The organism is Streptomyces sp. NPDC041205 (assembly GCF_055591765.1).
Genome location: NZ_JBVIZH010000010.1, coordinates 207,832 through 234,393, shown reverse-complemented (window position 1 = coordinate 234,393; position 26,562 = coordinate 207,832). Strand labels below are relative to the sequence as shown.

Annotated in this window: 2 protein-coding genes; both read right to left on the bottom strand. The window is 74.0% G+C overall.

What is annotated here, in order from left to right:
- Positions 1–41: 41 nt before the first annotated feature.
- Complete coding sequence (locus ACZ6BG_RS33515; RefSeq protein WP_469008511.1) at positions 42–10,448, bottom strand: type I polyketide synthase; 10,407 nt, start codon at positions 10,446–10,448, stop codon at positions 42–44.
- Positions 10,449–10,478: 30 nt separating this feature from the next.
- Entirely contained in the window at positions 10,479–26,324 is a 15,846-nt protein-coding gene (locus ACZ6BG_RS33510; protein WP_469008475.1) for a type I polyketide synthase, read from the bottom strand.
- Positions 26,325–26,562: the final 238 nt, after the last annotated feature.

Here is a 26,562-nt window from a genome sequence, read left to right as displayed (position 1 = left end):
CTGCTTGCGGGGCTTCAGGTGCTCCCGGGGATCGAGGCACGTCAGTCGATTCCGAGTTCGTCGTCGAGCGCGTTGAAGAGTTCCTCGTCCGATACGGCGTCCAGGTCCAGGTCGTCGTCCTGCGGACCCGCGCCGGCGGGGCCCTGGCCCTGGGGTGCGCTCCACCGCGAGAGCAGGCTCTGGAGCCGGATGGTGATCTTCGAGTGGACGATGCCGCCGTCCGCCTCCATCGCAAGGAGCGACGACTCCAGGCGGTCCAGTTCGTCGAGCACCGAGGGTCCGCCGCCGCCCGGCCCCTCGCCCAGGGGAAGGGCGGTGGCCAGGTGGGCCGCGAGGGCGGCCGGGTTCGGGTAGTCGAAGATCAGGGTGGCGGGCAGGCGCAGGCCGGTGGCCCCGTTCACGGCGTTGCGCAGTTCGACGGCCGTGAGGGAGTCGAAGCCGAGCTCGCGGAAGGCGCGGTGGGCCTCCACGGCGGCAGCGGACTCGTAGCCGAGGACCGCCGCGACGTGCGTGCAGACCAGTTCGGTGAGCACCTTGTCGCGCTCCGCCGCGTCAAGCCCGGCGAGCTGGGCGAGGAGCGTGGCCTGGCCGGTGGGCGCGCTCGTCGTGGCTCCTGCTGCGGTCCGCCGCAGGGGGGCGCGGACCAGGCCGCGCAGCAGCGCCGGGATCGCCTCGGCGTCCGTGCCCGCGGTGGCCCGCAGGGACGCGGTGTCCAGGCGGAGCGGGACGAGCGCGGCGGGGGCCGTCGCGTGCGGCGGTGCGGTCAGGGTCACCGCGGTGTCCAGGAGGGCCAGGCCCTCCCGCGTGGACAGTGCGGCGACGCCGCCGCGCGCCATGCGCTCCAGGTCCGCACCGGCGAGCTTGCCGGTCATGTCGCTGCCCTGCGCCCACAGGCCCCAGGCGAGGGAGGTCGCGGGCAGGCCCTGGGCTCGGCGGGTGGCCGCGAGGGCGTCCAGGAAGGCGTTCGCCGCCGCGTAGTTCGCCTGCCCGGCGCCGCCGAGGACTCCGGCGGCGGAGGAGAACAGGACGAACGCGGACAGATCCAGGTGGGCCGTCAGCTCGTGCAGGTGCAGCGCGGCGTCCACCTTCGGACGCAGGACCGTGTCCAGGCGCTCGGGCGTCAGGGACGTGATCACACCGTCGTCGAGTACGCCCGCCACGTGGACGACCGCCGACAGTTCGCCGCCGGTCCGCTCAAGGAGGGCGCGCAGCGCGTCGCGGTCGGCGATGTCGCACGCGGCCACTGTGGCGTTGACGTCCAACTCGGCGAGTTCAGCGGTGAGTTCCGCGGCTCCGGCCGCGTCGTTGCCGCGCCGCGAGACCAGGAGCAGGTCGCGTACGCCGTGCCGCTCGGCCAGGTGCCGCGTCACGACGCGTCCCAGGCCGCCGAAGGCACCCGTGACGAGGACGGTGCCCGCGCCGAACGGGGCGGTCACCTCCGCGGCCGGCTCGGCGGCGACGCGCGTCAGCCGCGGCACCCACGCCTCGCCGCCCCGCAGCGCCACCTCGGGCTCGCCCGAGGCAAGGACGGCGGCCAGCGACGACTCGGCGACCACGCCTCCGTCCGCATCCGCGTCCACGAGCACGAACCGCCCCGGGTGCTCGGACTGCGCCGACCGCACCAGCCCCCACACCGCGGCACCCAGCGGATCGGCCACCGTGTCCCCGGCGGCCACGGCCCCCCGCGTCACCACGGCGAGCCGCGCGTCGGCGAACCGCTCGTCGGCGAGCCAGGCCTGCACCACGGCGAGGGCTTCGGCCAGCGCGGCGGAAACGGACTCCGGCCGTACGAAGACGTCGCGGCCGTCGACGGCAGCGGAGCCGCCGCGATCGTCGCCGCCGTCGACCGGCGCGGCCCCGGCCGACCACACCACCGCCGCCGGAACCTCCTCCCCCGCGTCCACCGCGGCACCCAGCGCCGCGAGGTCCGCGAAGGTCGGCGCCCCGGGCACCGTCCCGCCCGTGCCGAGCTGCGCCGACGGCACCTGCTCCGCGGGCGCCACGGCCTGCCGCTGCCAGGCGACATGGAACATCGAGTCGTCGGCGGCCCCCGCGCCGAGCCGGTCCACCTCGACCGGCCGGAACACCAGGGAGCCCACGGTGGCGACCGGGTCGCCGAGCCCGTCGGCGACGGCGAGCGCCACGCCGCCGTCACCCGTCGGGGTCAGCCGGACGCGCAGGGCGGAGGCGCCGGTCGCGTGCAGCGAGACGCCGGTCCAGGCGAACGGCAGCCGGGCGCCGCCGCTCTCGCCGTCGGCCTCCGTGTCGTCGCGGAGCACGCCGAGGCCGAGCACGTGCAGGGCCGCGTCGAGGAGGGCTGGGTGCAGCCGGAAGGACTCGGCGTTCTGGTGCTGTTCCTCCGGCAGGGCGACCTCGGCGAAGACCTCGTCGCCGCGCCGCCAGGCTCCGCGCAGCCCCTGGAAGGCGTCTCCGTAGGCGAAGCCCAGCTCCGTCAGGTGCCGGTACAGGTCCTCGACGTCGACTTCGACGGCGTCGCGCGGCGGCCATTCGGCGAGCCGGAACCCGGCCTGCGGCTGCCCGGCGCCGGAGAGGACACCGCTCGCGTGGGCGGTCCACCCGCCGTCGTCCGCGTGGTCGTCACGCTCTTCGCGGGAGTGCAGGGCGACGCTCCGCCGCCCGTCGTCGTCCGCGGCGCCGACGCTGACCTGCAACTGCACGGCGCCACGCTCCGGCAGCACCAGCGGAGCCGCCAACGTCAGCTCCTCAAGCACCCCGCAACCCACCTCGTCACCGGCCCGCACGGCCAACTCCACGAACGCCGTCCCCGGCAGCAACACCTGCCCGCCCACGGCGTGATCCGCCAGCCACGGATGCGTGGCCACCGACAGACGACCCGTGAACAGGTACCCGTCCGTACCCGCGAGCGGCACGGCCGCCCCAAGGAGCGGGTGCCCGGCCGACACCAGCCCCGTACCCGACACATCGCCCGCGCCCCGCACGGCCGCACTCGGCCAGTAACGGCGCCGCTGGAAAGCGTACGTGGGCAGGTCCACACGGCGCCGCGCCTCGACCGGGACGTACAACGGCGCCCAGTCGACCTCGACTCCGCGCACGTGCAACTGCGCGAGAGCCGCCAGGAACGTGTCCGCCTCCGCGCGGTCCTTGCGCACCGCCGCGATCAGGCCCGCCTGCGCGTCCGGGTCCGTGATCGTGTCGTGCGCCATCGCCGTCAGCACGGAGTCCGGGCCCAACTCCAGGAGTGTCGAGACTCCCTGGCCGGTGAGGGTGGCGAGGCCGTCGTGGAAGCGGACGGCCTCGCGGACGTGGCGGACCCAGTAGTCGGGGTCCTTCAGCTCGTCCGGGGTGGCGAGCTGACCGGTCAGGTTCGACACGACCGGAAGGCTGGTGTCCTGGTACGTCAGCTTCTCGGCGACCTTGCGGAAGTCCTCCAGGACGGGGTCCATGAGGGGCGAGTGGAAGGCGTGGGACACCTTCAGCCAGCGGACCTTACGGCCCTCACCACGAAGCTTGCCCTCCAGGCCCTCCAGCGCGGCCCGCTCACCGGAAAGCACCACCTGCGACGGCCCGTTCACCGCCGCCACACCCACGCTCTCCAAGAGACCATCCAGCAACGGCACTACGTCCGCCTCGGCGGCCTGCACCGCGAGCATCGCCCCGCCCTCGGGCAGCGCCTGCATCAACCGACCACGTGCAGCGACCAGTTGAGCCGCATCTTCGAGGGACCACAACCCCGCCACATACGCGGCGGCCAACTCACCGATGGAGTGCCCGCCGACCACCTCCGGGCGCACCCCGAACGACTCAGCCAGACGGAACAACGCCACCTCGACCGCGAACAGAGCAGGCTGGGCGAACTCCGTGCGCTCCAGCAGCTCGGCATCCGAGCCGAACATGACGTCCTTCAACGGCCGGTCCAACAACCCGTCCAGGTGCGCACACACCTCGTCCAGCGCATCCGCGAACACAGGGAACGCCTCGTACAACTCCCGGCCCATACCGACCCGCTGACTGCCCTGCCCGGTGAACACGACCCCAAGACGCCCCTCGACCACCGAACCCGACACCACTCCCGGCCCGTGGCCGCCGGAGGCCAGTGCCTCCAGGCCGGTCAGGTACTGCTCGCGGCTCCGGCCGAGGACGACGGCGCGGTGTTCGAGGGAGGAGCGGCCCGAGAGGAGGGACCAGCCGACGGCGACCGGGTCGGCGTCGGTGTGCGTGACGACGTGCTCGCGGAGGCGGTCGGCCTGGGCGCGCAGCGCGTCGGCGTTGCGGCCCGACACCAGCCAGGGCAGGGCGGTCGTGGGCGTGCCGGTGACCGGCTGGGCCGCGGCCGTGGGCTCGGCCGTCGGTGCCTGCTCGACGATGACGTGGGCGTTGGTGCCGCTCACGCCGAACGAGGACACGCCCGCGCGGCGGGGGCGCCCGGCCTCCGGCCAGGCACGCGCCTCGTCGAGCAGCGCCACGGCGCCGGCCGACCAGTCGACGTGCGTGCTCGGCTCGTCCACGTGCAGGGACTGCGGCAGGACGCCCGCACGCATCGCCATGACCATTTTGATGATTCCGGCGACGCCCGCGGCGGACTGGGTGTGGCCGATGTTGGACTTGATGGAGCCCAGCCACAGCGGCTGCTCGGCAGGGCGGTCCTTGCCGTAGGTGGCCAGGAGCGCCTGGGCCTCGATGGGGTCGCCGAGGGTGGTGCCGGTGCCGTGGGCCTCGACGGCGTCGACGTCGGCGCCGGTGAGTCCGGCACCGGTGAGGGCGGCGCGGATGACGCGCTGCTGGGACGGGCCGTTGGGGGCGGTCAGGCCGTTGCTGGCACCGTCCTGGTTGATCGCGGAGCCACGGACGACCGCGAGGACTTCGTGGCCGTTGCGGCGGGCGTCGGACAGGCGCTCCAGGAGCAGCAGGCCGACGCCCTCGCCCCAGCCGGTGCCGTCCGCGGCCTCCGCGAAGGGCTTGCAGCGGCCGTCGGCGGCGAGGCCGCGCTGGCGGCTGAACTCGTGGAAGGCCGCCGGGCTGACCATGACGGTGGCGCCGCCCGCGAGGGCGAGGTCGCACTCTCCCTGGCGCAGGGCCTGCGCGGCCAGGTGCAGGGCGACGAGGGACGACGAGCAGGCCGTGTCGACGGTGACGGCCGGGCCTTCGAGGCCGAAGGAGTACGAGAGGCGGCCGGAGATGACGCTGGTGGCGTCGCCCGTCATGAGGTAGCCCTCGACGCCTTCCGGCGCGTTGGCCAGGCCCGCGGACCAGCCCTGGGCGCAGGCGCCGACGAAGACGCCGGTGCTGCTGCCGTGCAGGGCCGACGGAGCGATGCCCGCGCGCTCGAAGAGTTCCCAGGAGGTTTCCAGGAGGAGCCGCTGCTGCGGGTCCATGGCCAGGGCCTCGCGCGGGGAGATCCCGAAGAGTCCGGCGTCGAACTCGGAGACGTCGTAGAGGAATCCGCCCTGCGCGGCGAAGCTCGCCTCGGCGGCGCGGCCCTCCTCGGGTTGGAAGAGTCCGTCGGGGCCCCAGCCGCGGTCGGCGGGGAAGACGGAGATGGCGTCGGTGCCGTCGGAGACCAGGCGCCAGAGGGCGTCGGGGCTGGTGGCGCCGCCGGGGTAGCGGCAGCTCATCGAGACGATGACGATCGGGTCGTCCTCGACTCCGGCGCCCGTTCCGGCCGGGGCGACCGTCCCGCTCGGGGCCGCGCCCGGCTTGCTGTCGCCGGTCAACTGCGCCCGCAGGTAAGCAGCGAGGACGGCCGACGTCGGGTAGTCGAAGACAAGGGTGGTGGGGAGCTTCAGGCCGGTCGCGGCGGCGAGGCGGTTGCGCACCTCGACGGCCGTGAGCGAGTCGAACCCCAACTCGCGGAAGGCGCGCCCGGGTTCGACGGCTTCCGCGCCCGCGTAGCCGAGGACGGAGGCCGCCTGCCCACGCACCAGATCGAGCAGCAGTCGCTCCTGCTCGCGCTCCGCGAGACCCGTGAGCCGGTCGGCCCACTCCGAGCCCGTGCCCGAGCCCCGCGTGGGCGACACGACCGCCGTCTCGGGCCCGGCGAGCGCCCGCCGCACCTCCGGCAGGTCCCCGAGGAACGGGCTCGGCCGCACCGACGTGAACGAGGGCACGAACCGCTCCCAGTCCACGTCCGCCACGGCCAGGAACGTCTCGTCGTACGCGACCGCCTGTGCGAGAGCCGCCACCGCGCGCTCCGGCGCCATCGCCGTCACGCCCCGGCGCCGCAGGTGCTCCTCGGCCTCCTCGGCCGCCGCCATGCCGCTGCCGCCCCAGGCGCCCCAGGCGACGGAGGTGGCACTGAGGCCGCGGGCGCGGCGGGCCTCGGCGAGCGCGTCGAGGTAGGCGTTGGCCGCCGCGTAGGCGCCCTGGCCCCCACCGCCCCACACGCCGGAGTTGGACGAGAACAGCACGAACGCGTCCAGCGCGTCGCTGTCGAGGAGTTCGTCCAGGTGCGTGGCACCGGCCGTCTTCGCGCCGAACACCTCCGCGATGTCGGCGGGGGTCATGTCCTCGACGGTGTACGCCGGGCTCACGCCTGCCGCGTGGAAGACGGAGCGCAGGGTGCGGCCGTCGGCGGCCAGACCCTCCAGGAGCCCGGCGACGGCGTCACGGTCGGCGATGTCGCAGGCCGCGAGGGTGACTCCGGCGCCCAGCTCCTCCAGCTCGACCTTCAACTCGGCGGCGCCCGGGGCGTCCGGGCCACGACGGCTCGTCAGGACCAGGTGCTCGACGCCCGCACGGGCCAGCCAGCGCGCCACATGCCCGCCGATCGCGCCGGTACCGCCGGTGACCAGCGCGGTGCCGCGCGGCGACCACTCCGGCTCCGTACCCGTGCCGGTCTCCAGGGGGGCGTGCGCGAAGCGGCGTGCGAAGACGCCCGTGTCCCGCACCGCGAGCTGATCCTCAGCGCCCGAGCCCGCACCGGAATCCGAGCCCGCGTTCGCGCCCGCAAGGGCCGCCGCGAACCGCGATGCGACGCGCTCGCCGTACGCCTGCGGCAGGTCGATCAGACCGCCCCAGCGGTCCGGGTGCTCCAGGGCCACGACCCGGCCAAGACCCCACAACTGCGCCTGGGCGGGGCTCTCCACGCGGTCGCTGCGCCCGATGGACACGGCACCGGAGGTCACCGCCCACATCCGAGCGCCGATCCCGGTGTCGCCGAGTGCCTGCACCAGCACGACAGTGCCCGCGAGACCGACGGGCACGCCCGGGTGCTCCGCGTGCGCGGACGTGTCGAGCCCCAGGAGGGACACGACACCGGCGGGCTCCGTACCGTCGGCCGCCACCGCCTGCCGCAGGCGCTCGGCCAACGTCTCACGCGTCAACTCCTGCGAAGACACGGCCAGTTCCGCGACCTCCGCACCGGCACGCGTCAGCGCGTCGACGGCGCCCGCCGCCCACTCCCGTTCCGTGGCGCTCTCCGGTACGACGACGAGCCAGCGCCCCGAGAGCGCGGCGGTCGGAAGTCCGCTCGGCAGCGGCTTCCAGGTGACCCGGTAGCGCCAGCCGTCGAGCGTGGACCGCTCGCGCCGCTGCCGCCGCCAGGACGCGAGCCCCGGCAGGACCGCGCTCAGCGAACGCTCGTCCACGTCGACGAGCGTGGACGTCAACTGCTCCAGGTCCTCGCGCTCCACGGCCTCCCAGAACCGCGACTCGACCTCGTCCACGCTCAGCGCGGCGGCCTCGTCGTCCGCGTCGCCGTCCGGGGCCACCATCCAGTAGTGGTCGCGCTGGAAGGGGTAGGTGGGGAGGTCGACGGTGGTGCGGGGGCCGGGGAAGAGGGCGCTCCAGTCCAGCTCCGCGCCGTGCGCGTGTGCTTCGGCGAGGGAGGCGGCGAGGCGGTCGGCGCCGCCTTCGTCGCGGCGCAGGGAGCCCAGGGTGGCCGCGGGGCTGTCCGTGGCGTCGATGGTCGCCTGCACCGGGACGGTGAGCACCGGGTGCGGGCTCATCTCGACGAACAGGCTGTGGCCTTCGACGAGGAGGCCTCGGGTGGCGTGCTCGAAGAGGACGGTCTGACGGAGGTTGCGGTACCAATAGCCCGCATCCATCGGAGTGTTGGCGTCCAGCCACTCGCCGGTCAGGGTGGAGTACAGCGGGATCCGCGCCGCCTGCGGGGTCACCGAAGCCAGCGTCTGGGCTGTCTGGGCCTCGATCTGCTCCACGTAGGAGGAGTGGGAGGCGTAGTCGACGGGGATGGTGCGGGCGCGGATGTCCTGGGCGACGCACTGGGCGACCAGCTCTTCCAGGGCCTCGGGCTCGCCGGAAACGACCACCTGAGCAGGACCATTGACGGCGGCCAGCTCGATCCGCCCGTCCCACGCGGCGATCAGCGCACGCACCTCGCCCTCGGGCAGCGGCACGGACACCATCCCGCCCTTGCCCGACAGCTCACGAATGGCGAGGCTCCGCAGCGCCACGACACGCGCCGCATCCCGCAAGGTCAGCGCCCCCGCGACGCACGCGGCGGCGATCTCACCCTGGCTGTGCCCGACGACAGCGGCGGGCTCCACACCCGCCGCACGCCACACCTCGGCCAGCGACACCATCACCGCGAACAACACCGGCTGGACCACATCCACCCGGTCGAAGTTGTCCCCGCTCAGCTCATCGAGCAGATTCCACTCGACGAACTCCGAGAGCGCGTCCCCGCACTCCCGCATCCGCTCCGCGAACACCGGGCTGGAGTCGAGCAGTTCACGCGCCATCCCGGCCCACTGCGACCCCTGCCCCGGGAACACGAACACCGGACGGACCGATCCACCCAGCGCCCGCCCAGTGACAACGCTCTTGGCAGTCGCGTCGCCCTGGGCCAGCTCGGCAAGCCCGGCGAGCAGCTCGTCCCGATCACCGCCGAGGACCACAGCCCGATGCTCGAACCGCGACCGCGACACCGCCAACGACCAAGCCACATCACCCAGTTCGAGGCCGTCCCGCGCGAGCAGAAGTTCCCGCACCTGTCCCGCCTGCGCCCGCAACGCCTCCGGCGACTTCGCCGACAACGCCAGCGGGACCACACCCGACACGACCGAAGAGACCGAAGGCGCGAGGGGCTCTCCAGCCTCAGCCTTCCCGGGCTCAGGCTTCCCGGCCTCGCCGGACTCCGGCTCATCGACCGGCGCCTGCTCCACGATGACATGCGCGTTCGTACCGCTGACGCCGAACGACGAGACGCCCGCGCGGCGCGGCCCGCTGCCCTCGCGGCCCGGCCATTCGCGGGACTCGGTGAGCAGCTCGACGGCCCCGGCCTCCCAGTCCACCTGGGGGGTGGGCTCGTCCACGTGCAGGGTCTTCGGCAGGACGCCCTGCCGCATGGCCATCACCATTTTGATGACGCCGCCGACTCCGGCAGCGGCCTGGGTGTGGCCGATGTTGGACTTCAACGAGCCGAGCCACAGGGGCTGTTCCTCGGAGCGGTCCTTGCCGTAGGTGGCGATGAGGGCCTGGGCCTCGATGGGGTCGCCGAGCGTGGTGCCGGTGCCGTGGGCCTCGACGGCGTCGATGTCGCCCGGCTTCAGGCCGGCGCTGGTGAGGGCGTCGCGGATGACGCGCTGCTGGGACGGGCCGTTGGGCGCGGTGAGGCCGCTGCTGGCGCCGTCCTGGTTGACGGCGGAGCCGCGGACGACGGCGAGGATCTTGTGGCCGTTGCGGCGGGCGTCCGAGAGGCGTTCGAGGAGCAGGAGGCCCGCGCCCTCGCCCCAGCCGGTGCCGTCGGCGGAGGCGGCGAAGGACTTGCAGCGGCCGTCCGTCGACAGGCCGCGCTGGCGGCTGAAGTCGACGAAGGTGCCCGCCGTGGGCATGACGGTGACGCCGCCCGCGAGGGCGAGGGTGCACTCGCCCTGGCGCAGCGCCTGGGCGGCCAGGTGCAGGGCGACGAGGGAGGACGAGCAGGCCGTGTCGACGGTCACCGCGGGGCCTTCGAGGCCGAGGGTGTAGGCGACGCGGCCGGAGACGACGGAGCCCGCGTTGCCGGTGCCGATGTAGCCCTCGACGCCTTCCGGCAGGGCGTGCAGGCGCGTCGCGTAGTCGTAGTACATGACACCGGCGAAGACACCGGTGCGGCTGCGGCGCAGCGAGACCGGGTCGATGCCCGCGCGCTCGATGGCCTCCCAGGCGGTCTCCAGGAGGAGGCGCTGCTGGGGGTCCATCGCGAGGGCCTCGCGCGGCGAGACGCCGAAGAACGAGGCGTCGAACTTGGGGGCGTCGTAGAGGAAGCCGCCCTCGGCGGTGGTGCTGGTGCCCTGGTTGTCCGGGTCCGGGTCGAACAGTTCGTCCGTGTCCCAGCCGCGGTCGGTGGGGAACGGGGAGATGGCGTCGGTGCCGTCGGCCACGAGGCGCCACAGGTCCTCGGGCGTGGTCACGCCGCCCGGGTAGCGGCAGCTCATGCCGACGATGGCCACGGGCTCCTGGCGGTTGTCCTCCAGTTCGCGCACCCGGCGGCGGGCGTCGCGCAGATCAGCCGTCGCCCGCTTCAGGTAATCGAGGTACTTCTCCTCGTCCGCCATTTACAGCGCCTCCTCGAAGCGGCCGGGACGGTCGGTGTCCGAGCCGGTGTCTGAGCTGTTCGGATGTGATTCCGAAGGGGTCTGAAGTTCGTTGTCGAGCAGGTCGAAGAGTTCGTCGGCGGTGGCGCCTTCGAGGTCTTCGCGCTCCCGGTCGTCGTCCGCGACGGTGCCGCGGTCGGTGGGGCGGGAGCTGTCCCAGGCCGTGAGGAGGGAGCGGAGCCGGTCGGCGACGCGGTCCCTCTCGGTGCCGCCCGCGCTGTCGCCCACGGCCTTGAGGACGCTCTCCAGGCGGTCCAGCTCGCCGTCCAGGTCACCTGGGTCGACGGGGCCGCCGGGGAGTGCGCCGACCGTGGTGGGCAGTTCCTCCGACAGGTGCTCGGCGAGGGCCGCCGGGTTCGGGTAGTCGAAGATCAGCGTGCTGGGCAGCCGGAGTTCGGTCTCCGCGGTCAGGCGGTTGCGCAGTTCGACGGCCGTGAGGGAGTCGAAGCCGAGCTCCAGGAAGCCGCGGCTGAGCTCGACTGCGTTCGGGGACGCGTAGCCGAGCACTCCCGCCACGTGGGTGCGGACCAGGTCGAGCAGGATCCGGTCGCGCTCGGCGCCCGGGCGGCCCGCGAGGCGGTCCGCGAGGGATTCGGCGCGGGCGGCCGCGGGTGCGGTGTCCGTGCCGGAGCGCGCACGCCGGACGGTGGGCCGGACGAGGCCGCTGAGCAGGGCGGGGACGGCCTCCGGCGGCTGGGTGCGCAGCGCGGCGGTGTCGATGCGGATCGGTACGAGGGCCGGGTGCTCGCTCGCCGGGGCGAGGTCGAGCAGCGACAGGGCCTGTGCGGTGTCGAGCGCGAGGACGCCTCCGCGTGCCATGCGCTTGAGGTCCGTGTCGGCCAGGGTGCCCGTCATGTCGCTGTCCTGGGCCCACAGGCCCCAGGCGAGCGACGTGGCCGGGAGGCCGTGGGCGCTGCGGTGCTGGGCGAGCGCGTCCAGGTAGGCGTTGGCGGCCGCGTAGTTGGCCTGGCCCGGGCCGCCGAAGACTCCGGAGGCCGAGGAGAACAGGACGAACGCGGACAGGTCCAGGTCGGCCGTCAGCTCGTGCAGGTTCAGGGCCGCGTCCACCTTGGGGCGCAGGACCGTCGCCAGGCGCTCGGGCGTCAGGGACGTCACGACGCCGTCGTCGAGGACTCCGGCCACGTGCACCACCGCCGACAGGTCCGCGCCCCGCTCCGCGAGGAGGGCGGCCAGGGCGTCGCGGTCGGCGACGTCGCAGGCGGCGACGGTGACGCCGGTGCCCAACGCGGCCAGTTCGGCCTGGAGTTCCACGGCTCCGGCGGCGTCGAGGCCGCGGCGCGACACCAGGAGCAGGTCCTGGACGCCGTGCCGTTCGGCGAGGTGCCGCACGACGACCCGTCCCAGGCCGCCGAAGGCGCCGGTGACCAGGACCGTGCCCGTCGACCAGGGCGTGGGGGCGTCCCCGGCCGGGGTCAGGGCGGCCCGGGCGAGGCGCGGCACCCACACCTCGCCGTCGCGCAGGGCGACTTCCGGCTCGGCGGAGGCGAGGGCGGCGGCGAGCGGAGACGCGGTGGCCGGGCTGGTGGCGGAGTCGGCGCCCGTGTACGCGTCCAGGTCGGCGTCGGCGAGGACGAACCGGCCCGGGTGCTCCGACTGCGCCGAGCGCACCAGGCCCGACACGGCGGCGGCGACCGGGTCAGGCGCGGCCGCGTCGGCACTGTCGGCGCTGTCGACCACCACCCCACCCCGCGTGAGCACGACGAGGCGGGACGTCTCGAACCGCTCGTCGGCCAGCCATCCCTGGACCACGCCCAGCGCGTCGGACAGCGTCGCGGAGACGTCCTCGGGGCGGGCCAGGCCGTCACGTCCGGTGGTCTGCGAGCCGCCGGGCGACCACACCACGGCCGCCGGAAGCTCCTCCCCCGCGTCCACGGCCGCGCCCAACGCAGCCAGATCGGCGTACGACGTCGCCGTCGGCACCGTACCGGCGTCGCCGAGCAGCGCCAGGGACACCGGCTCGGCGGCGGTGGCGGCGGGCTGCCGCTTCCACTCGACGCGGAACACCGAGTCCGCGTGCGGGTCGGCCCCGCTCATCCGCTCGATGAGCTCCTTCGACATGGGGCGGAAGAGGAGGGCGGCCACCGAGGCGACCGGTGTGCCGGCGGAGTCGGCGACCTCCAGGGAGACCCCGTCCGTGCCGTTCGGCCGCAGCCGTACGCGGACGGTGGCGGCCCCGGCGGCGTGCAGGGTGACGCCGGTCCAGGTGAAGGGCAGGCCTCCCGCGGCGGGCTTGTCGTCTTCGCTCCGCGTGACCGCGCTCGCGGCGCGGGCGTGCAGGGCGGCGTCGAGGATCGCCGGGTGGAGGCCGAAGGAACCGGCCGTCGTGTGCTCGTCCTGCTCCAGCTCGACTTCGGCGAACACCTCGTCGCCGCGCAGCCAGGCTCCGCGCAGACCCTGGAACACGGGCCCGTAGTCGAAGCCCGCCTCGGCCAGGTCGCCGTAGAGCCCGTCGACCGCCAGCGGCTCCGCGTCGCGCGGCGGCCAGGTGGTCAGGTCGGCGGAGACCGCGGCCGTCGCGTTCGTCGCCGCGTCCGGTGCGGACTCGGTCAGGGTGCCGGTGGCGTTCTTGGTCCAGGTGTCGGCCGCGAGGCCCTCGGCGGCGGCGCCCGGCTCCGGGCGGGAGTGCAGGCTCAGCGGCCTGCGCCCGGTGGCGTCGGGCGCCTCGACGCGCAACTGCACCTGGACGCTGCCCTGTTCGGGCAGTACCAGCGGGGCCCCGAGCGTCAGCTCGTCGAGCGTCCCGCAGCCGACCTGTCCGCCCGCGTACACGGCCAGCTCGACGAACGCGGTGCCCGGAAGCAGCACGCGCCCGGCGACGGCGTGGTCCGCCAGCCACGGATGCGTGGCCAGGGACAGGCGCCCGGTGAAGACATAGCCGTCGGTGTCGGCCAGCGGCATCCCGGCCCCGAGGAGCGGGTGCTCCGCGGAGACGAGCCCCGCCGACTCGACGTCGGCCGCCCCCGCGGTCTGCCGGAGCCAGTAGCCCTGGTGCTGGAAGGCGTACGTGGGCAGGTCCACACGTACACGGGTCCCGGCTGTGGCGTACAGCGGAGCCCAGTCGACGTCGACTCCGCGCACGTGTGCCTTGGCGAGGGCGGTCAGGAACGTGTCCGGCTCGGGGCGGTCCTTGCGCAGGGCCGCGATGAGACCGGCCTGCGCGTCCGGGTCCGTGACGGTGTCGTGCGCCATCGCCGTCAGTACGGAGTCGGGGCCCAGCTCGAAGAGGCTCGACACGCCCTGGCCGGTGAGGGTGGCGAGGCCGTCGTGGAAGCGGACGGCCTCGCGGATGTGGCGGACCCAGTAGTCGGGGTCCTTCAGCTCGTCCGGGGTGGCGAGCTGACCGGTCAGGTTCGACACGACCGGAAGGCTGGTGTCCTGGTACGTCAGCTTCTCGGCGACCGCACGGAAGTCCTCCAGGACCGGGTCCATGAGCGGCGAGTGGAAGGCATGGGACACCTTCAGCCGCCGCACCTTGCGACCCTCACCACGAAGCTTCTCCTCCAGGCCCCCCAGCGCGACCCGCTCACCGGAAAGCACCACCTGCGACGGCCCATTCACCGCCGCCAGGCCGACACGATCCTCCAAGCCCTCAAGCAACGGCAGCATCTCGGCCTCGGCCGCCTGCACGGCCAGCATGGCCCCACCCTCAGGCAGCGACTGCATCAACCGACCGCGCGCGGCCACCAGTCGAGCCGCATCTTCGAGAGACCACAGCCCGGCCACATACACGGCCGTCAGCTCACCGATGGAGTGCCCACCGACCACCTCCGGCCGCACCCCGAAGGACTCGGCCAGGCGGTAGAGCGCCACCTCGACGGCGAACAGCGCGGGCTGCGCGTACTCCGTGCGCTCCAACAACTCGGCATCCGCACCGAACATGACGTCCTTCAACGGACGCTCCAGCAGCCCGTCCAGGTGCGCGCACACCTCGTCCAGCGCATCGGCGAACACAGGGAACGCCTCGTACAACTCACGCCCCATACCGACCCGCTGGCTGCCCTGCCCGGTGAACACGACCCCAAGACGGCCCTCGACCACTGAACCGGTCACAACACCCGGACCACTGGCGGCAATCGCCCCCAGCCCGGCCAGGAACTCCTCGCGTCCCTCACCGAGCACAACCGCCCGGTGCTCAAGCGCCGCCCGCCCGGACAGCAGAGACCAGCCCACACCGACAGGCTCAAGGCCCTCGTGCCCGGCGACGTGCTCCCGCAGCCGCTCGGCCTGCGCCCTCAGCGCCTCAGCGCTGCGACCCGACACCACCCACGGCACGACCGTCGTCAGCGGCGCGTCGAGCACCGGTCCAGTCACCTCGGCGGGCTCCGTCAACGGCGCCTGCTCCACGATCACATGGGCGTTGGTGCCGCTCACGCCGAACGACGACACACCAGCGCGACGCGGCACGCCCCCGTCCCGCTCGGCCCACTCCCGGGCCTCCGTCAGCAGCTCGACAGCCCCCGCCGACCAGTCCACGTGCGAGCTGGGCTCGTCCACGTGCAGGGTCTGGGGCAGTACCCCGTGGCGCATGGCCAGGACCATCTTGATGATGCCCGCGACACCGGCGGCGGACTGGGTGTGGCCGAGGTTGGACTTCACCGAGCCGAGCCACAGCGGCTGCTCGGCGGGGCGGTCCTGGCCGTAGGTGGCGAGGAGCGCCTGGGCCTCGATCGGGTCGCCGAGGGTGGTGCCCGTGCCGTGCGCCTCGACGGCGTCCACCTCGGCGGCGGACAGGCCCGCGTTCGCGAGGGCGGCGCGGATCACACGCTGCTGGGACGGGCCGTTCGGCGCGGTCAGACCGTTGCTCGCGCCGTCCTGGTTGACCGCGGAGCCGCGGACGACAGCCAGCACCTCATGACCGTTGCGGCGGGCGTCGGACAGGCGCTCCAGGAGCAGCAGGCCGACACCCTCACCCCAGCCCGTGCCGTCGGCCGCCTCGGCGAACGCCTTGCAGCGGCCGTCGGCGGCGAGGCCGCGCTGGCGGCTGAACTCGATGAACGCGCCGGGGTTGGACATGACCGTGACGCCGCCCGCGAGGGCTAGGTCGCACTCACCCTGGCGCAGTGCTTGCGCGGCCAGGTGCAGGGCCACCAGGGACGACGAGCACGCCGTGTCCACCGTCACCGCCGGGCCCTCAAGGCCGAACGCGTACGACAGGCGGCCGGAGATGACGCTGGTCGCGCCGCCCGCGAGGAGGTAGCCCTCGACGCCTTCGGGGGTCTCCCGCAGGCCTGAGCCGTAGCCCTGCGAGGACGCGCCGACGAACACACCGGCCTGGCTGCCGTGCAGCGTCGCCGGGTTGATGCCCGCGCGCTCGAAGAGTTCCCAGGAGGTTTCCAGGAGGAGCCGCTGCTGCGGGTCCATGGCCAGGGCCTCGCGCGGGGAGATCCCGAAGAAGACCGGGTCGAACTGGTCGGCCTCGTGGAGGAATCCGCCCTGGCGTGCGTAGCTGGTGCCGCGCTGCTCGGGGTCGGCGTCGTAGAGGGCCTCCAGGTCCCAGCCGCGGCCGCCGGGGAAGTCGGACATCGCGTCCGCACCGTCGGCGATGAGGCGCCAGAGGGCGTCGGGGCTGGTGGCGCCGCCGGGGTAGCGGCAGCTCATCGAGACGATGACGATCGGGTCGTCCTCGACTGCCGTAGAACCGGCCGAGGTCATGGCCGCGCCCGTGGCGGTGCGCCCGGCGTCCTGCTCGCCCACGAGCCGCGCCCGCAGGTGGCCCGCGAGGACGGCCGACGTCGGGTAGTCGAAGACGAGGGTGGTGGGGAGCTTCAGGCCGGTCGCGGCGGCGAGGCGGTTGCGCACCTCGACGGCCGTGAGGGAGTCGAAGCCCAACTCGCGGAAGGCGCGCCCGGGTTCGACGGCTTCCGCGCCCGCGTAGCCGAGTACCGAGGCCGCCTGCCCGCGCACCAGGTCCAGCAGCAGCCGCTCCTGGTCCGCCGTCGACAGGGCCGCGAGCCGGTCGGCCCACTCGGAGCCGGTGGCGCCCTTCTTCTCGGCGGCCGACGTGGCCTCGGGCTCGGCGAGCGCGTGCCGGACCTCCGGCAGGTCCCCGATGAGGGGGCTCGGCCGCACCGACGTGAAGGAGGGCGCGAACCGCTCCCAGTCCACGTCGGCGACGGCCAGGAACGTCTCGTCGTACGCGACCGCCTGCGCGAGGGCAGCCACCGCGCGCTCCGGCGCCATCGCCGCGAGGCCGCGACGCCGCAGGTGCTCCGCGCCGTCGTCCCCGGCCATGCCGCCACCGGCCCACAGGCCCCAGGCGACGCTGGTCGCGGTCAGGCCGCGGGCGCGGCGGGCCTCGGCGAGCGCGTCGAGGTAGGCGTTGGCCGCCGCGTACGCGCCCTGACCGCCACCGCCCCACACACCGGAGTTGGACGAGAACAGCACGAACGCGTCCAGCGCGTCGGCGTCGAGGAGTTCGTCCAGGTGCGTGGCACCGGCCGTCTTCGCGCCGAACACCTCCGCGATGTCCGTCGCGGTCATCCCGTCCAGGGGCTGCGTCTGGCCGACGCCCGCCGCGTGGAAGACGGAGCGCAGGGTGCGGCCGTCGGCGGCCAGGCCCTCCAGGAGCCCGGCGACCGCGTCACGGTCGGCGATGTCGCAGGCCGCGACGGTGACCTCGGCGCCCAACTCCTCCAGTTCGGCGCGGAGTTCAGCCGCTCCGGGCGCGTCCGGTCCACGACGGCTCGTCAGGACCAGGTGCTCGACACCCGCACGGGCCAGCCAGCGCGCCACATGCCCGCCGATCGCCCCCGTACCGCCGGTGACCAGCGCCGTGCCGCGCGGCGACCACTTCTTCGACGCCTCGGCCGACTCGGCCCGCACCAGGCGGCGCACGAGCACGCCGGAGCCGCGTACCGCGAGTTGGTCCTCGTCCTGCCCGGCGAGGGCCGCCGTGAGGCGGGCGCCCGCGCGGGTGTCGTACGCCGACGGGACGTCGATCAGGCCGCCCCAGCGGTCCGGGTGTTCCAGGGCCACGACCCGGCCAAGACCCCACAGCTGCGCCTGTGTCGGATTCTCGATCCGGTCGCTGCGACCGGTCGACACCGCGCCCCGGGTGACCGTCCAGAGCCGCGCGCCGATCCCGGCGTCGCCGAGGGCCTGCACGAGCGCCACGGTCCCGGCCAGGCCGACCGGCACACCGGAGTGCTCGGCGTGCGCGGTCTCGTCGAGGCCGAGCAGCGACACCACACCGGACAGCTCACCGGAGGCGACCTCCGCGAGCCGCACGGTCAGCGCCTCGCGCGTCAACTCGTCGACTGATGCGCGCAGTTCGACCGCTTCGGCACCGGCACGCTCCAGCGCCTCGACGGTGTCGGCGACCCACGGCTGTTCCGTCGCGCTCTCCGGCAGCACGACCAGCCAGCGCCCGGAGAGCCCGGACGTCGGCAGGGCGCCGCCGGTCAGCGGCTTCCAGGTGACCTGGTAGCGCCAGGCGTCGACGGTGGAGCGCTCGCGGCGCTGCCGCCGCCAGGAGGAGAGGACGGGCAGCATCTCGCCGAGCCCGGCGGCGGAGCCGTCCGCCATCTCCAACTCGGCGGCCAGTTGCTCCAGGTCCTCGCGCTCGACCGCGTCCCAGAACCGGGACTCCACCTCGTCCACGGTCGACGCCGCCGCGTCATCGGGGACGGCGAAGTCGGGCCAGTAGTGCTGGCGCTGGAAGGCGTACGTGGGCAGGTCCGCGATGACGCGGGCGCCGGGGACGAGGGCCTTCCAGTCGAGCCGCGCGCCGTGCACGTGTGCCTCGGCGAGGGACGCGGCGAGGCGGTCGGCGCCGCCCTCGTCGCGGCGCAGGGAGCCCAGGGTGGTCGCGGAGCTGTCGGCGGCGTCGATCGTGGCCTGCACCGGGACCGTGAGGACGGGGTGCGGGCTCATCTCGACGAACAGGCCGTAGCCCTCGGCGAGCAGGCCGCGCGTCGCGTGCTCGAACAGCACGGTCCGGCGCAGGTTGCGGTACCAGTAGCCCGCATCCATGGGCGTCTCGGCGTCCAGCCAGGCGCCCGTGAGCGTGGAGAACAGCGGGACCGTCGCCGTCCGCGGAGCCACGTCCGCGAGCGCCTCGGCGATCCGCTCCTCGATCTGCTCGACGTACGCGGAGTGCGAGGCGTAGTCGACGGGGATGGCGCGGGCGCGGATGTCCTGGGAGACGCACTGGGCGACCAGTTCCTCCAACGCGTCGGGCTCACCGGAGACCACGACCTGGGCGGGGCCGTTGACGGCCGCGACCGAGATGCGGTCGTCCCAGGCGGTGATCAGCTCACGCACATCCTGCTCCGGCAGCGGTACGGACACCATGCCGCCCTTGCCCGACAGCTCGCGGATGGCCTGGCTCCGCAGCGCCACCACACGGGCGGCGTCACGCAGGCTCAGCGCACCCGCCACGCAGGCCGCAGCGATTTCACCTTGGCTGTGACCGACGACGGCGGCGGGCTCCACACCCGCCGCACGCCACACCTCGGCCAGCGACACCATCACGGCGAACAGGACCGGCTGGACCACATCCACCTGGTCGAAGTTGTCCCCGCTCAGTTCGTCGAGCAGATCCCACTCGACGAACTCGGAGAGCGCGTCACCGCACTCCCGCATCCGCTCCGCGAACACCGGTGACTCGTCCAGGAGTTGGCGCGCCATCCCGGCCCACTGCGACCCCTGCCCCGGGAACACGAACACCGGGCGCCCGGCGCTCTCGGCGCGCCCGGTGACGACCCCGGCGGCCGTGAGGTCGCCTTCTGCGAGGCGGTCGAGCCCCGCGAGGAAGTCCTGCCGGTCGCGTCCGACGACGGCGCCCCGGTGCTCGAAACGGGACCGCGCCGTCGCCAACGACCAGACGACGTCGTCCAGTTGGAGGCCGGTGTCGGTCAGGAGCCGTTCCCGCAGCCGGGCGGCCTGCGCGCGCAGCGCCTCGGGGGTCTTCGCCGACAGGGCCAGCGGCACCGCGGCGAGGAGCGGCTCGGCGCCGTCGGACGTCTCGTCCGGCCGGACCGGCTCGTCGGCTGTCGGGACCTGCTCGACGATGACGTGGGCGTTCGTCCCGCTGACGCCGAACGACGACACACCGGCGCGGCGCGGCGCGCCGCCGTCCCGCTCGGCCCACTCGCGGGCCTCGGTCAGCAGCTCGACAGCGCCCGCCGACCAGTCGACCTCGGGGGTCGGCTCGTCCACGTGCAGGGTCTGCGGCAGGATGCCGTGGCGCATGGCCATGACCATCTTGATGACTCCGGCGACACCGGCGGCGGCCTGCGTGTGCCCGATGTTCGACTTCAGCGAGCCGAGCCACAGCGGCCGGTCGGCCGGGCGGTCCTTGCCGTACGTGGCGATCAGGGCCTGCGCCTCGATGGGGTCGCCGAGGGTGGTGCCGGTGCCGTGGGCCTCGACGGCGTCGACGTCCGTGGTCGTGAGGCCCGCGTTGGCGAGGGCGGCGCGGATGACGCGCTGCTGGGCGGGGCCGTTGGGCGCCGTCAGGCCGTTGCTCGCGCCGTCCTGGTTGACGGCCGAGCCGCGGACGACCGCGAGCACGCGGTGGCCCTTGCGGCGGGCGTCGGACAGGCGCTCCAGGAGGAGCACGCCGACGCCCTCGCCCCAGCCGGTGCCGTCGGCGGCGGCAGCGAAGGACTTGCAGCGGCCGTCGGCGGCGAGGCCGCGCTGGCGGCTGAACTCGATGAACGTGCCGGGCGTCGACATGACGGCGACGCCGCCCGCGAGGGCCATGTCGCACTCGCCCTGGCGCAGGGCCTGCGCGGCCAGGTGCAGGGCCACGAGGGACGACGAGCAGGCCGTGTCCACCGTCACCGCCGGGCCTTCGAGGCCGAAGGAGTACGAGATGCGGCCCGAAGCGACGCTCGCGGCGCTGCCGTTGCCGACGTAGCCCTCCAGGTCGTCGAGGCCGCCGGGGGCGCTCAGGAGGTGGGTGGCGTAGTCGTTGTACATGACGCCGACGAAGACACCGGTCGAGCTGCCGCGCGCGGTGGCCGGGTCGATGCCCGCCCGCTCGAACGCCTCCCAGGTGGTCTCCAGGAGGAGCCGCTGCTGCGGGTCGATGGACAGGCCCTCGCGCGGGGAGATGCCGAAGAAGGCCGGGTCGAAGTCGGCGGCGTCGTAGAGGAAGCCGCCTTCGCGCGTGTAGAAGGAGCCCGCGCTGTCCGGGTCGGGGTCGTAGAGCGCGTCGACGTCCCAGCCGCGGTCGCCGGGCAGGTCGCCGATGGCGTCGACGCCGTCGGCGGTGAGGCGCCACAGGTCCTCGGGGGTGCTGACGCCGCCGGGGTAGCGGCAGCTCATCGACACGATCACGATCGGGTCGTCGTCCGTCGAGGCCGTGGCCGCCGTCGGCCGTGCGGTGCCCTGGGCGGGCGCCGTGGCGTCGGCGCCCAGGACCTCTTCGAGGATGTGGCGGGCCAGGACGGTGGCGGCCGGGTAGTCGAAGGCGAGGGTGGCGGGCAGGCGCAGGCCGGTCGCCGCGGTGAGGCGGTTGCGCAGTTCGACGGCGGTGAGCGAGTCGAAGCCGACTTCGCGGAAGGCGCGGTCGGGCGCGACGGCGTCGGCCGACGGGTAGCCGAGGACGGCGGCGGCGTGGCCGCGTACGAGCGTGAGGACTTCCTGCTCGCGGTCCGCCTCCGGGAGCGCGGCCAGGCGCTGGGCGAGTGCGGAGCCCTCCTGTCGGTCCGCGGCGGCGGTGCGCCGCTGGGGTGCGCGGACCAGGGTGCGCAGGAGCGGCGGGACGCCGCTTCCGGCGGCGGCCTGGGCGCGCAGCCCCGCGAGGTCGAGGCGGACCGGGACGGTCAGGGGGTGGTTCGCGGCGTGCGCGGCGTCGAAGAGGTCCAGGCCCTCCTCCGAGGTGAGGGGGGCCGCTCCGGCACGCGTCCTGCGGTCCAGTTCGCCCGCTCCGAGGTGGGCGGTCATCTCGCTGGCCTCGGCCCACAGGCCCCAGGCGAGGGAGGTCGCCGGGAGGCCGTGGGCGCGGCGGTGCTGGGCGAGCGCGTCCAGGTAGGCGTTGGCGGCCGCGTAGTTGGCCTGGCCGGGGGTGCCGAAGACACCGGCGGCGGAGGAGAACAGCACGAACGCGGACAGGTCGAGGCCGGCCGTCAGCTCGTGCAGGTTCAGGGCCGCGTCGGCCTTGGGGCGCAGGACGGTGTCCAGGCGCTCGGGCGTCAGGGCGGTGACGACGCCGTCGTCGAGGGCTCCGGCGACGTGCACGACGGCGGAGAGGCCGGAGCCGACCTCGTCCAGGAGGGCGGCGAGTGCGGTGCGGTCGGCCGTGTCGCAGGCGGCGAGGCGCACGCGGGCCCCCGACTCCTCCAGGTCCTCGCGGAGTTCGGCGGCGCCGGGCGCGGCGTCACCGCGGCGGGAGACGAGGAGCAGGTCGCGGACGCCGTGGCGGGCGACCAGGTGGCGGGCCATGAGGGCGCCAAGGGTGCCGGTGCCACCGGTGATCAGGACGGTGCCGTCACCCCAGGGGCCGGTCTCGGCGGTGGACGCGGAGTCGGTCCCGGCAGCGGTGGCGGAGTCGGTCTCGGCAAGCGGTACGCGGGCCAGGCGCGGCGCGCGCAGGGCGCCGTCGCGGAGCGCCACCTCGGGCTCGTCCGTCGTGAGGGCGGCGGCGACCAGCGCCTCGCCCGCGCCGGTGGCGGCGTCCTGGTCCGGGTCGAGGTCCAGGAGGACGAAGCGGCCCGGGTGCTCGGACTGTGCCGAACGCAGCAGGCCCCACACGGCGGCGGCCACGGGGTCCGGGGCGGCGGTGGCGACCGCGCCGCGCGTCACCACGACGAGCCGGGACTCCTCGAACCGCTCCTCACCGAGCCAGCCCTGCACGACCTCAAGAGCCCGCTCCAACTGGCCCCGCACCGCGCCGAGTTCGGCCGCTCGGCCACTCCCGGCGGACGCGTCGGTGGCCGTCAGGAGCGGCAGGAACAGCGTCGCGGGCTGCTCGGCTCCGTCGTCGAGCGCGGCGGTCAGGGCCGCCAGGTCCGCGTACGTGTGGCGTACGAAGGGCAGGGCGGCGCCCGCGTCCGGACTGCTGTCGCCGAGGAGCGCCGCCGCGGCGAGCTGCCCGGCTCCGTCCATGGGGGTGCCGAGGGTCGTCCACTCCACCTGGAACAGCGCGTCGCGCCGCGCCGAACCGGTCAGTTGCTCCTCGGACAGCGCGCGCAGCGCGAGCGACCCGACGGAGACGACCGGCTGCCCGGTGGCGTCGGCGGCCAGCAGGGTGACGGTGTCCGCCCCGGCGGCGGCGACGCGCACGCGGAGCGTGGTGGCGCCGGTGGCGTGCAGGGTGACGCCGGACCAGACGAACGGCAGGTGCGCGCGGTCGGTGCGGGCGATGAAGTCACCGAGCCCGATGGCGTGCAGGGCGGCGTCGAAGAGCGCCGGGTGCAGCCCGAAGGACTCCGTGTCGGCGTGCGCCTCCTGCGGCAGGTCGATCTCCGCGTACACGTCGTCGCCCTGCCGCCAGGCGGCGCGCAGGCCCTGGAAGAGCGGGCCGTAGCCGTGCCCGTTGGCGGTGAGTCGCTCGTACAGGTCGGACACGTCGACGCGCTCGGCCCCCGCGGGCGGCCACACGGACAGGTCGGCGGCGGCCTCGGTGGCCGCGGGGGCGGTCGGCAGCAGGCTGCCGGTGAAGTGGCGTGTCCAGGGGGTGTCGTCGGCGTCGTCCTGCGGGCGCGCGAACAGGCTCAGCTCGCGCCGCCCGGCGCCGTCCGGGCCGCCCACGGAGATCTGCAGCTGGACGCCGCCCTGCTCGGGGACGACTAGGGGCGCTTCCAGGGTCAGCTCTTCGAGGTGGCCGCAGCCGACCTCGTCGCCCGCGCGCAGGGCGAGTTCGACGTAGGCGGTGCCGGGCAGCAGGATCGCCCCGTCGACCGCGTGGTCCGCGAGCCACGGGTGCGTCTGCGTCGAAAGGCGCCCGGTGAACAGGTACCCGTCCGCGTCCGCGAGCGCCACGGCGGCCCCGAGCAGCGGGTGCCCGGCGGCACGCAGCCCCGCGAACACCACGTCACCGGCTCCGGCGGGCGCGGCCTTCGGCCAGTAGCGCTCGCGCTGGAAGGGGTAGGTGGGGAGGTCGACGGTGGTGCGGGGGCCGGGGAAGAGGGCGCTCCAGTCCAGCTCCGCGCCGTGCACGTGGGCTTCGGCGAGGGACGCGGCGAGGCGGTTGGCGCCGCCTTCGTCGCGGCGCAGGGAGCCGAGGGTGACGGCCTGGCTGTCGGTCGCGTCGATGGTGGCCTGGACGGGGACGGTCAGGACCGGGTGGGGGCTCATCTCCAGGAACAGGCCGTGGCCCTCGGCCAGGAGGCCTCGGGTGGCGTGCTCGAACAGGACCGTCTGACGCAGGTTGCGGTACCAATACCCAGCATCCATAGGGGTGTTGGAGTCCAGCCACTCCCCCGTGAGCGTCGAGAACAGCGGCACCTCGGCCACCTGCGGGGCCACCCCGGCCAGCGCCTCGGCTATCTGCGCCTCGATCTGCTCCACGTACGAAGAGTGCGAGGCGTAGTCGACGGGGATGGTGCGGGCGCGGATGTCCTGCGCGACGCACTGGGCGACCAGCTCCTCCAGCGCCTCGGGCTCGCCGGAAACGACCACCTGAGCCGGGCCGTTCACAGCGGCCAACTCGATCCGCCCGCCCCAGGCGGCGATCAGCGCACGCACCTCACCCTCGGGCAGCGGTACGGACACCATGCCGCCCTTGCCCGACAACTCACGAATCGCCAGACTCCGCAGCGCCACCACACGCGCCGCATCCCGCAAGGTCAAGGCACCCGCCACACACGCGGCAGCGATCTCACCCTGACTGTGACCCACCACAGCAGCAGGCTGAACACCCGCCGCCTGCCAGGTCGCAGCCAGCGACACCATCACCGCGAACAACACCGGCTGGACCACATCCACCCGGTCAAACCGATCCCCGCTCAACTCATCGAACAGATCCCAGTCCACGAACTCGGACAGCGCCTCCGCACACTCCCGCATCCGCCCCGCGAACACCGGACTGGAATCAAGCAGCTCACGAGCCATCCCGGCCCACTGCGACCCCTGCCCCGGAAACACGAACACCGGCCGGACCGAACCACCCAGCACCCGCCCGCTGACGACGTTCTGCGCGCCCGGACCGTCCTGAGCCAGGGCCTCAAGCCCGGCGAGCAGTTCGTCCCGGTCCCGCCCGAGGACAACGGCCCGCTGGTCGAACCGCGACCGGGCGACAGCCAACGACCAGGCCACATCGCCCAGTTCGAGTTCGCCCCGCGCGAGCAGCAGCTCCCGCATCCGCTCGGCCTGGTCCCGCATCGCACCCTCGGTCTTGCCCGAGAGGACCAGCGGCACGACGCCCGACAGCACGGCCGAAGAGGACGGCGCGGCGGCGGTCTCGGCTTCGCCCGGCCCCGTCTCATCGCCCGGCGTCTGCTCCACGATGACGTGCGCGTTCGTACCGCTGACGCCGAAGGACGAGATGCCCGCGCGGCGCGGCGCGCCGTCCTCGCGCTCGGCCCACTCCTGGGCCTCGGTCAGCAGGGCGACGGTGCCGGAGGACCAGTTGACCTGGGAGGTGGGCTCGTCGACGTGGAGGGTCTGCGGGAGCACTCCGGCGCGCATCGCCATGACCATCTTGATGATGCCCGCGACACCGGCGGCGGCCTGGGTGTGGCCGATGTTCGACTTGATGGAGCCGAGCCACAGCGGCTCGCGGCCGCCTGCCGGGGCTTCGGGGCGCTCCTGGCCGTAGGTGGCGATGAGGGCCTGGGCCTCGATGGGGTCGCCGAGCGTGGTGCCGGTGCCGTGGGCCTCGACGGCGTCGACGTCCGCCGCGGTCAGGCGGGCGTTGGCGAGGGCCTGCATGATGACGCGCTGCTGGGACGGGCCGTTGGGGGCGGTCAGGCCGTTGCTGGCGCCGTCCTGGTTGACGGCGGAGCCACGGACGACGGCGAGGACCTGGCGGCCCGCGCGGCGGGCGTCGGAGAGGCGCTCGACGAGGAGCATGCCGACGCCCTCGCCCCAGCCGGTGCCGTCGGCCGCGTCCGCGAAGGCCTTGCAGCGGCCGTCGGCGGCGAGGCCCTGCTGGCGGCTGAACTCGGTGAAGACGCCGGGGGTGGAGATGACGGTGACGCCCGCGACGAGGGCCATGCCGCATTCGCCCTGGCGCAGCGCCTGCACGGCGAGGTGCAGGGCGACCAGGGAGGAGGAGCAGGCCGTGTCGACGGTGAGGGCGGGGCCTTCGAGGCCGAGGGTGTAGGCGATGCGGCCGGACTCGACGGCGGCGGCGTTGCCGGTGCTCACATAGCCCTCGACGTCCTCCTCGGCTTCGAAGAGGAGCGGGGCGTAGTCCTGTCCGTTGGTGCCGACGAATACGCCGGTGCGGCTGCCGCGCACCGTCGCCGGGTCGATGCCGGCGCGTTCGAGTGCCTCCCACGCGGTTTCCAGGAGGAGCCGCTGCTGCGGGTCCATGGCAAGGGCCTCGCGCGGGGAGATGCCGAAGAATGCGGCGTCGAATTCGGCGACACCGGTCAGGAAGCCGCCGTGCGCCGTGGAAGTCGTTCCCTGCTTTCCCGCGGCGTCCGGGTCGTAGAGGGATTCGAGGTCCCAGTTACGGTCCGTGGGGAGGCCTGAAATGGCGTCCCTGCCCTCGGAAAGGAGTCGCCACAGATCTTCGGGGCCACCCACGCCGCCGGGGAAGCGGCAGCTCATCGCTGTGATCGCGATGGGCTCCTGAGCAGCGGCCTCGATGTCCTTCAGACGTTGCTGCGTCTGATGCAGGTCCGCCGAAACCCACTTGAGATAGTCGCGCAGCGTCTCTTCATTCGCCATCAAATGTCACCTGTTCAGGACGTGTGCCGCACCCTCTGGCATACAACGGACCTGTCCGCAGCCGTTTTCTCGATGACGCTATGGGGGCCCCATACGACCAACAACCCCTACCCTCCCCCTACTCGCCCCTACGGGATTGCCTCGAAATGAGGCCGGGGGCGAGTGCGTGAGCAAAGGGGGTGGGTAGGGGCTGCCGTTTCAATTAATTACCTTGACGGGCGCTCCTTGTCCATCCTTC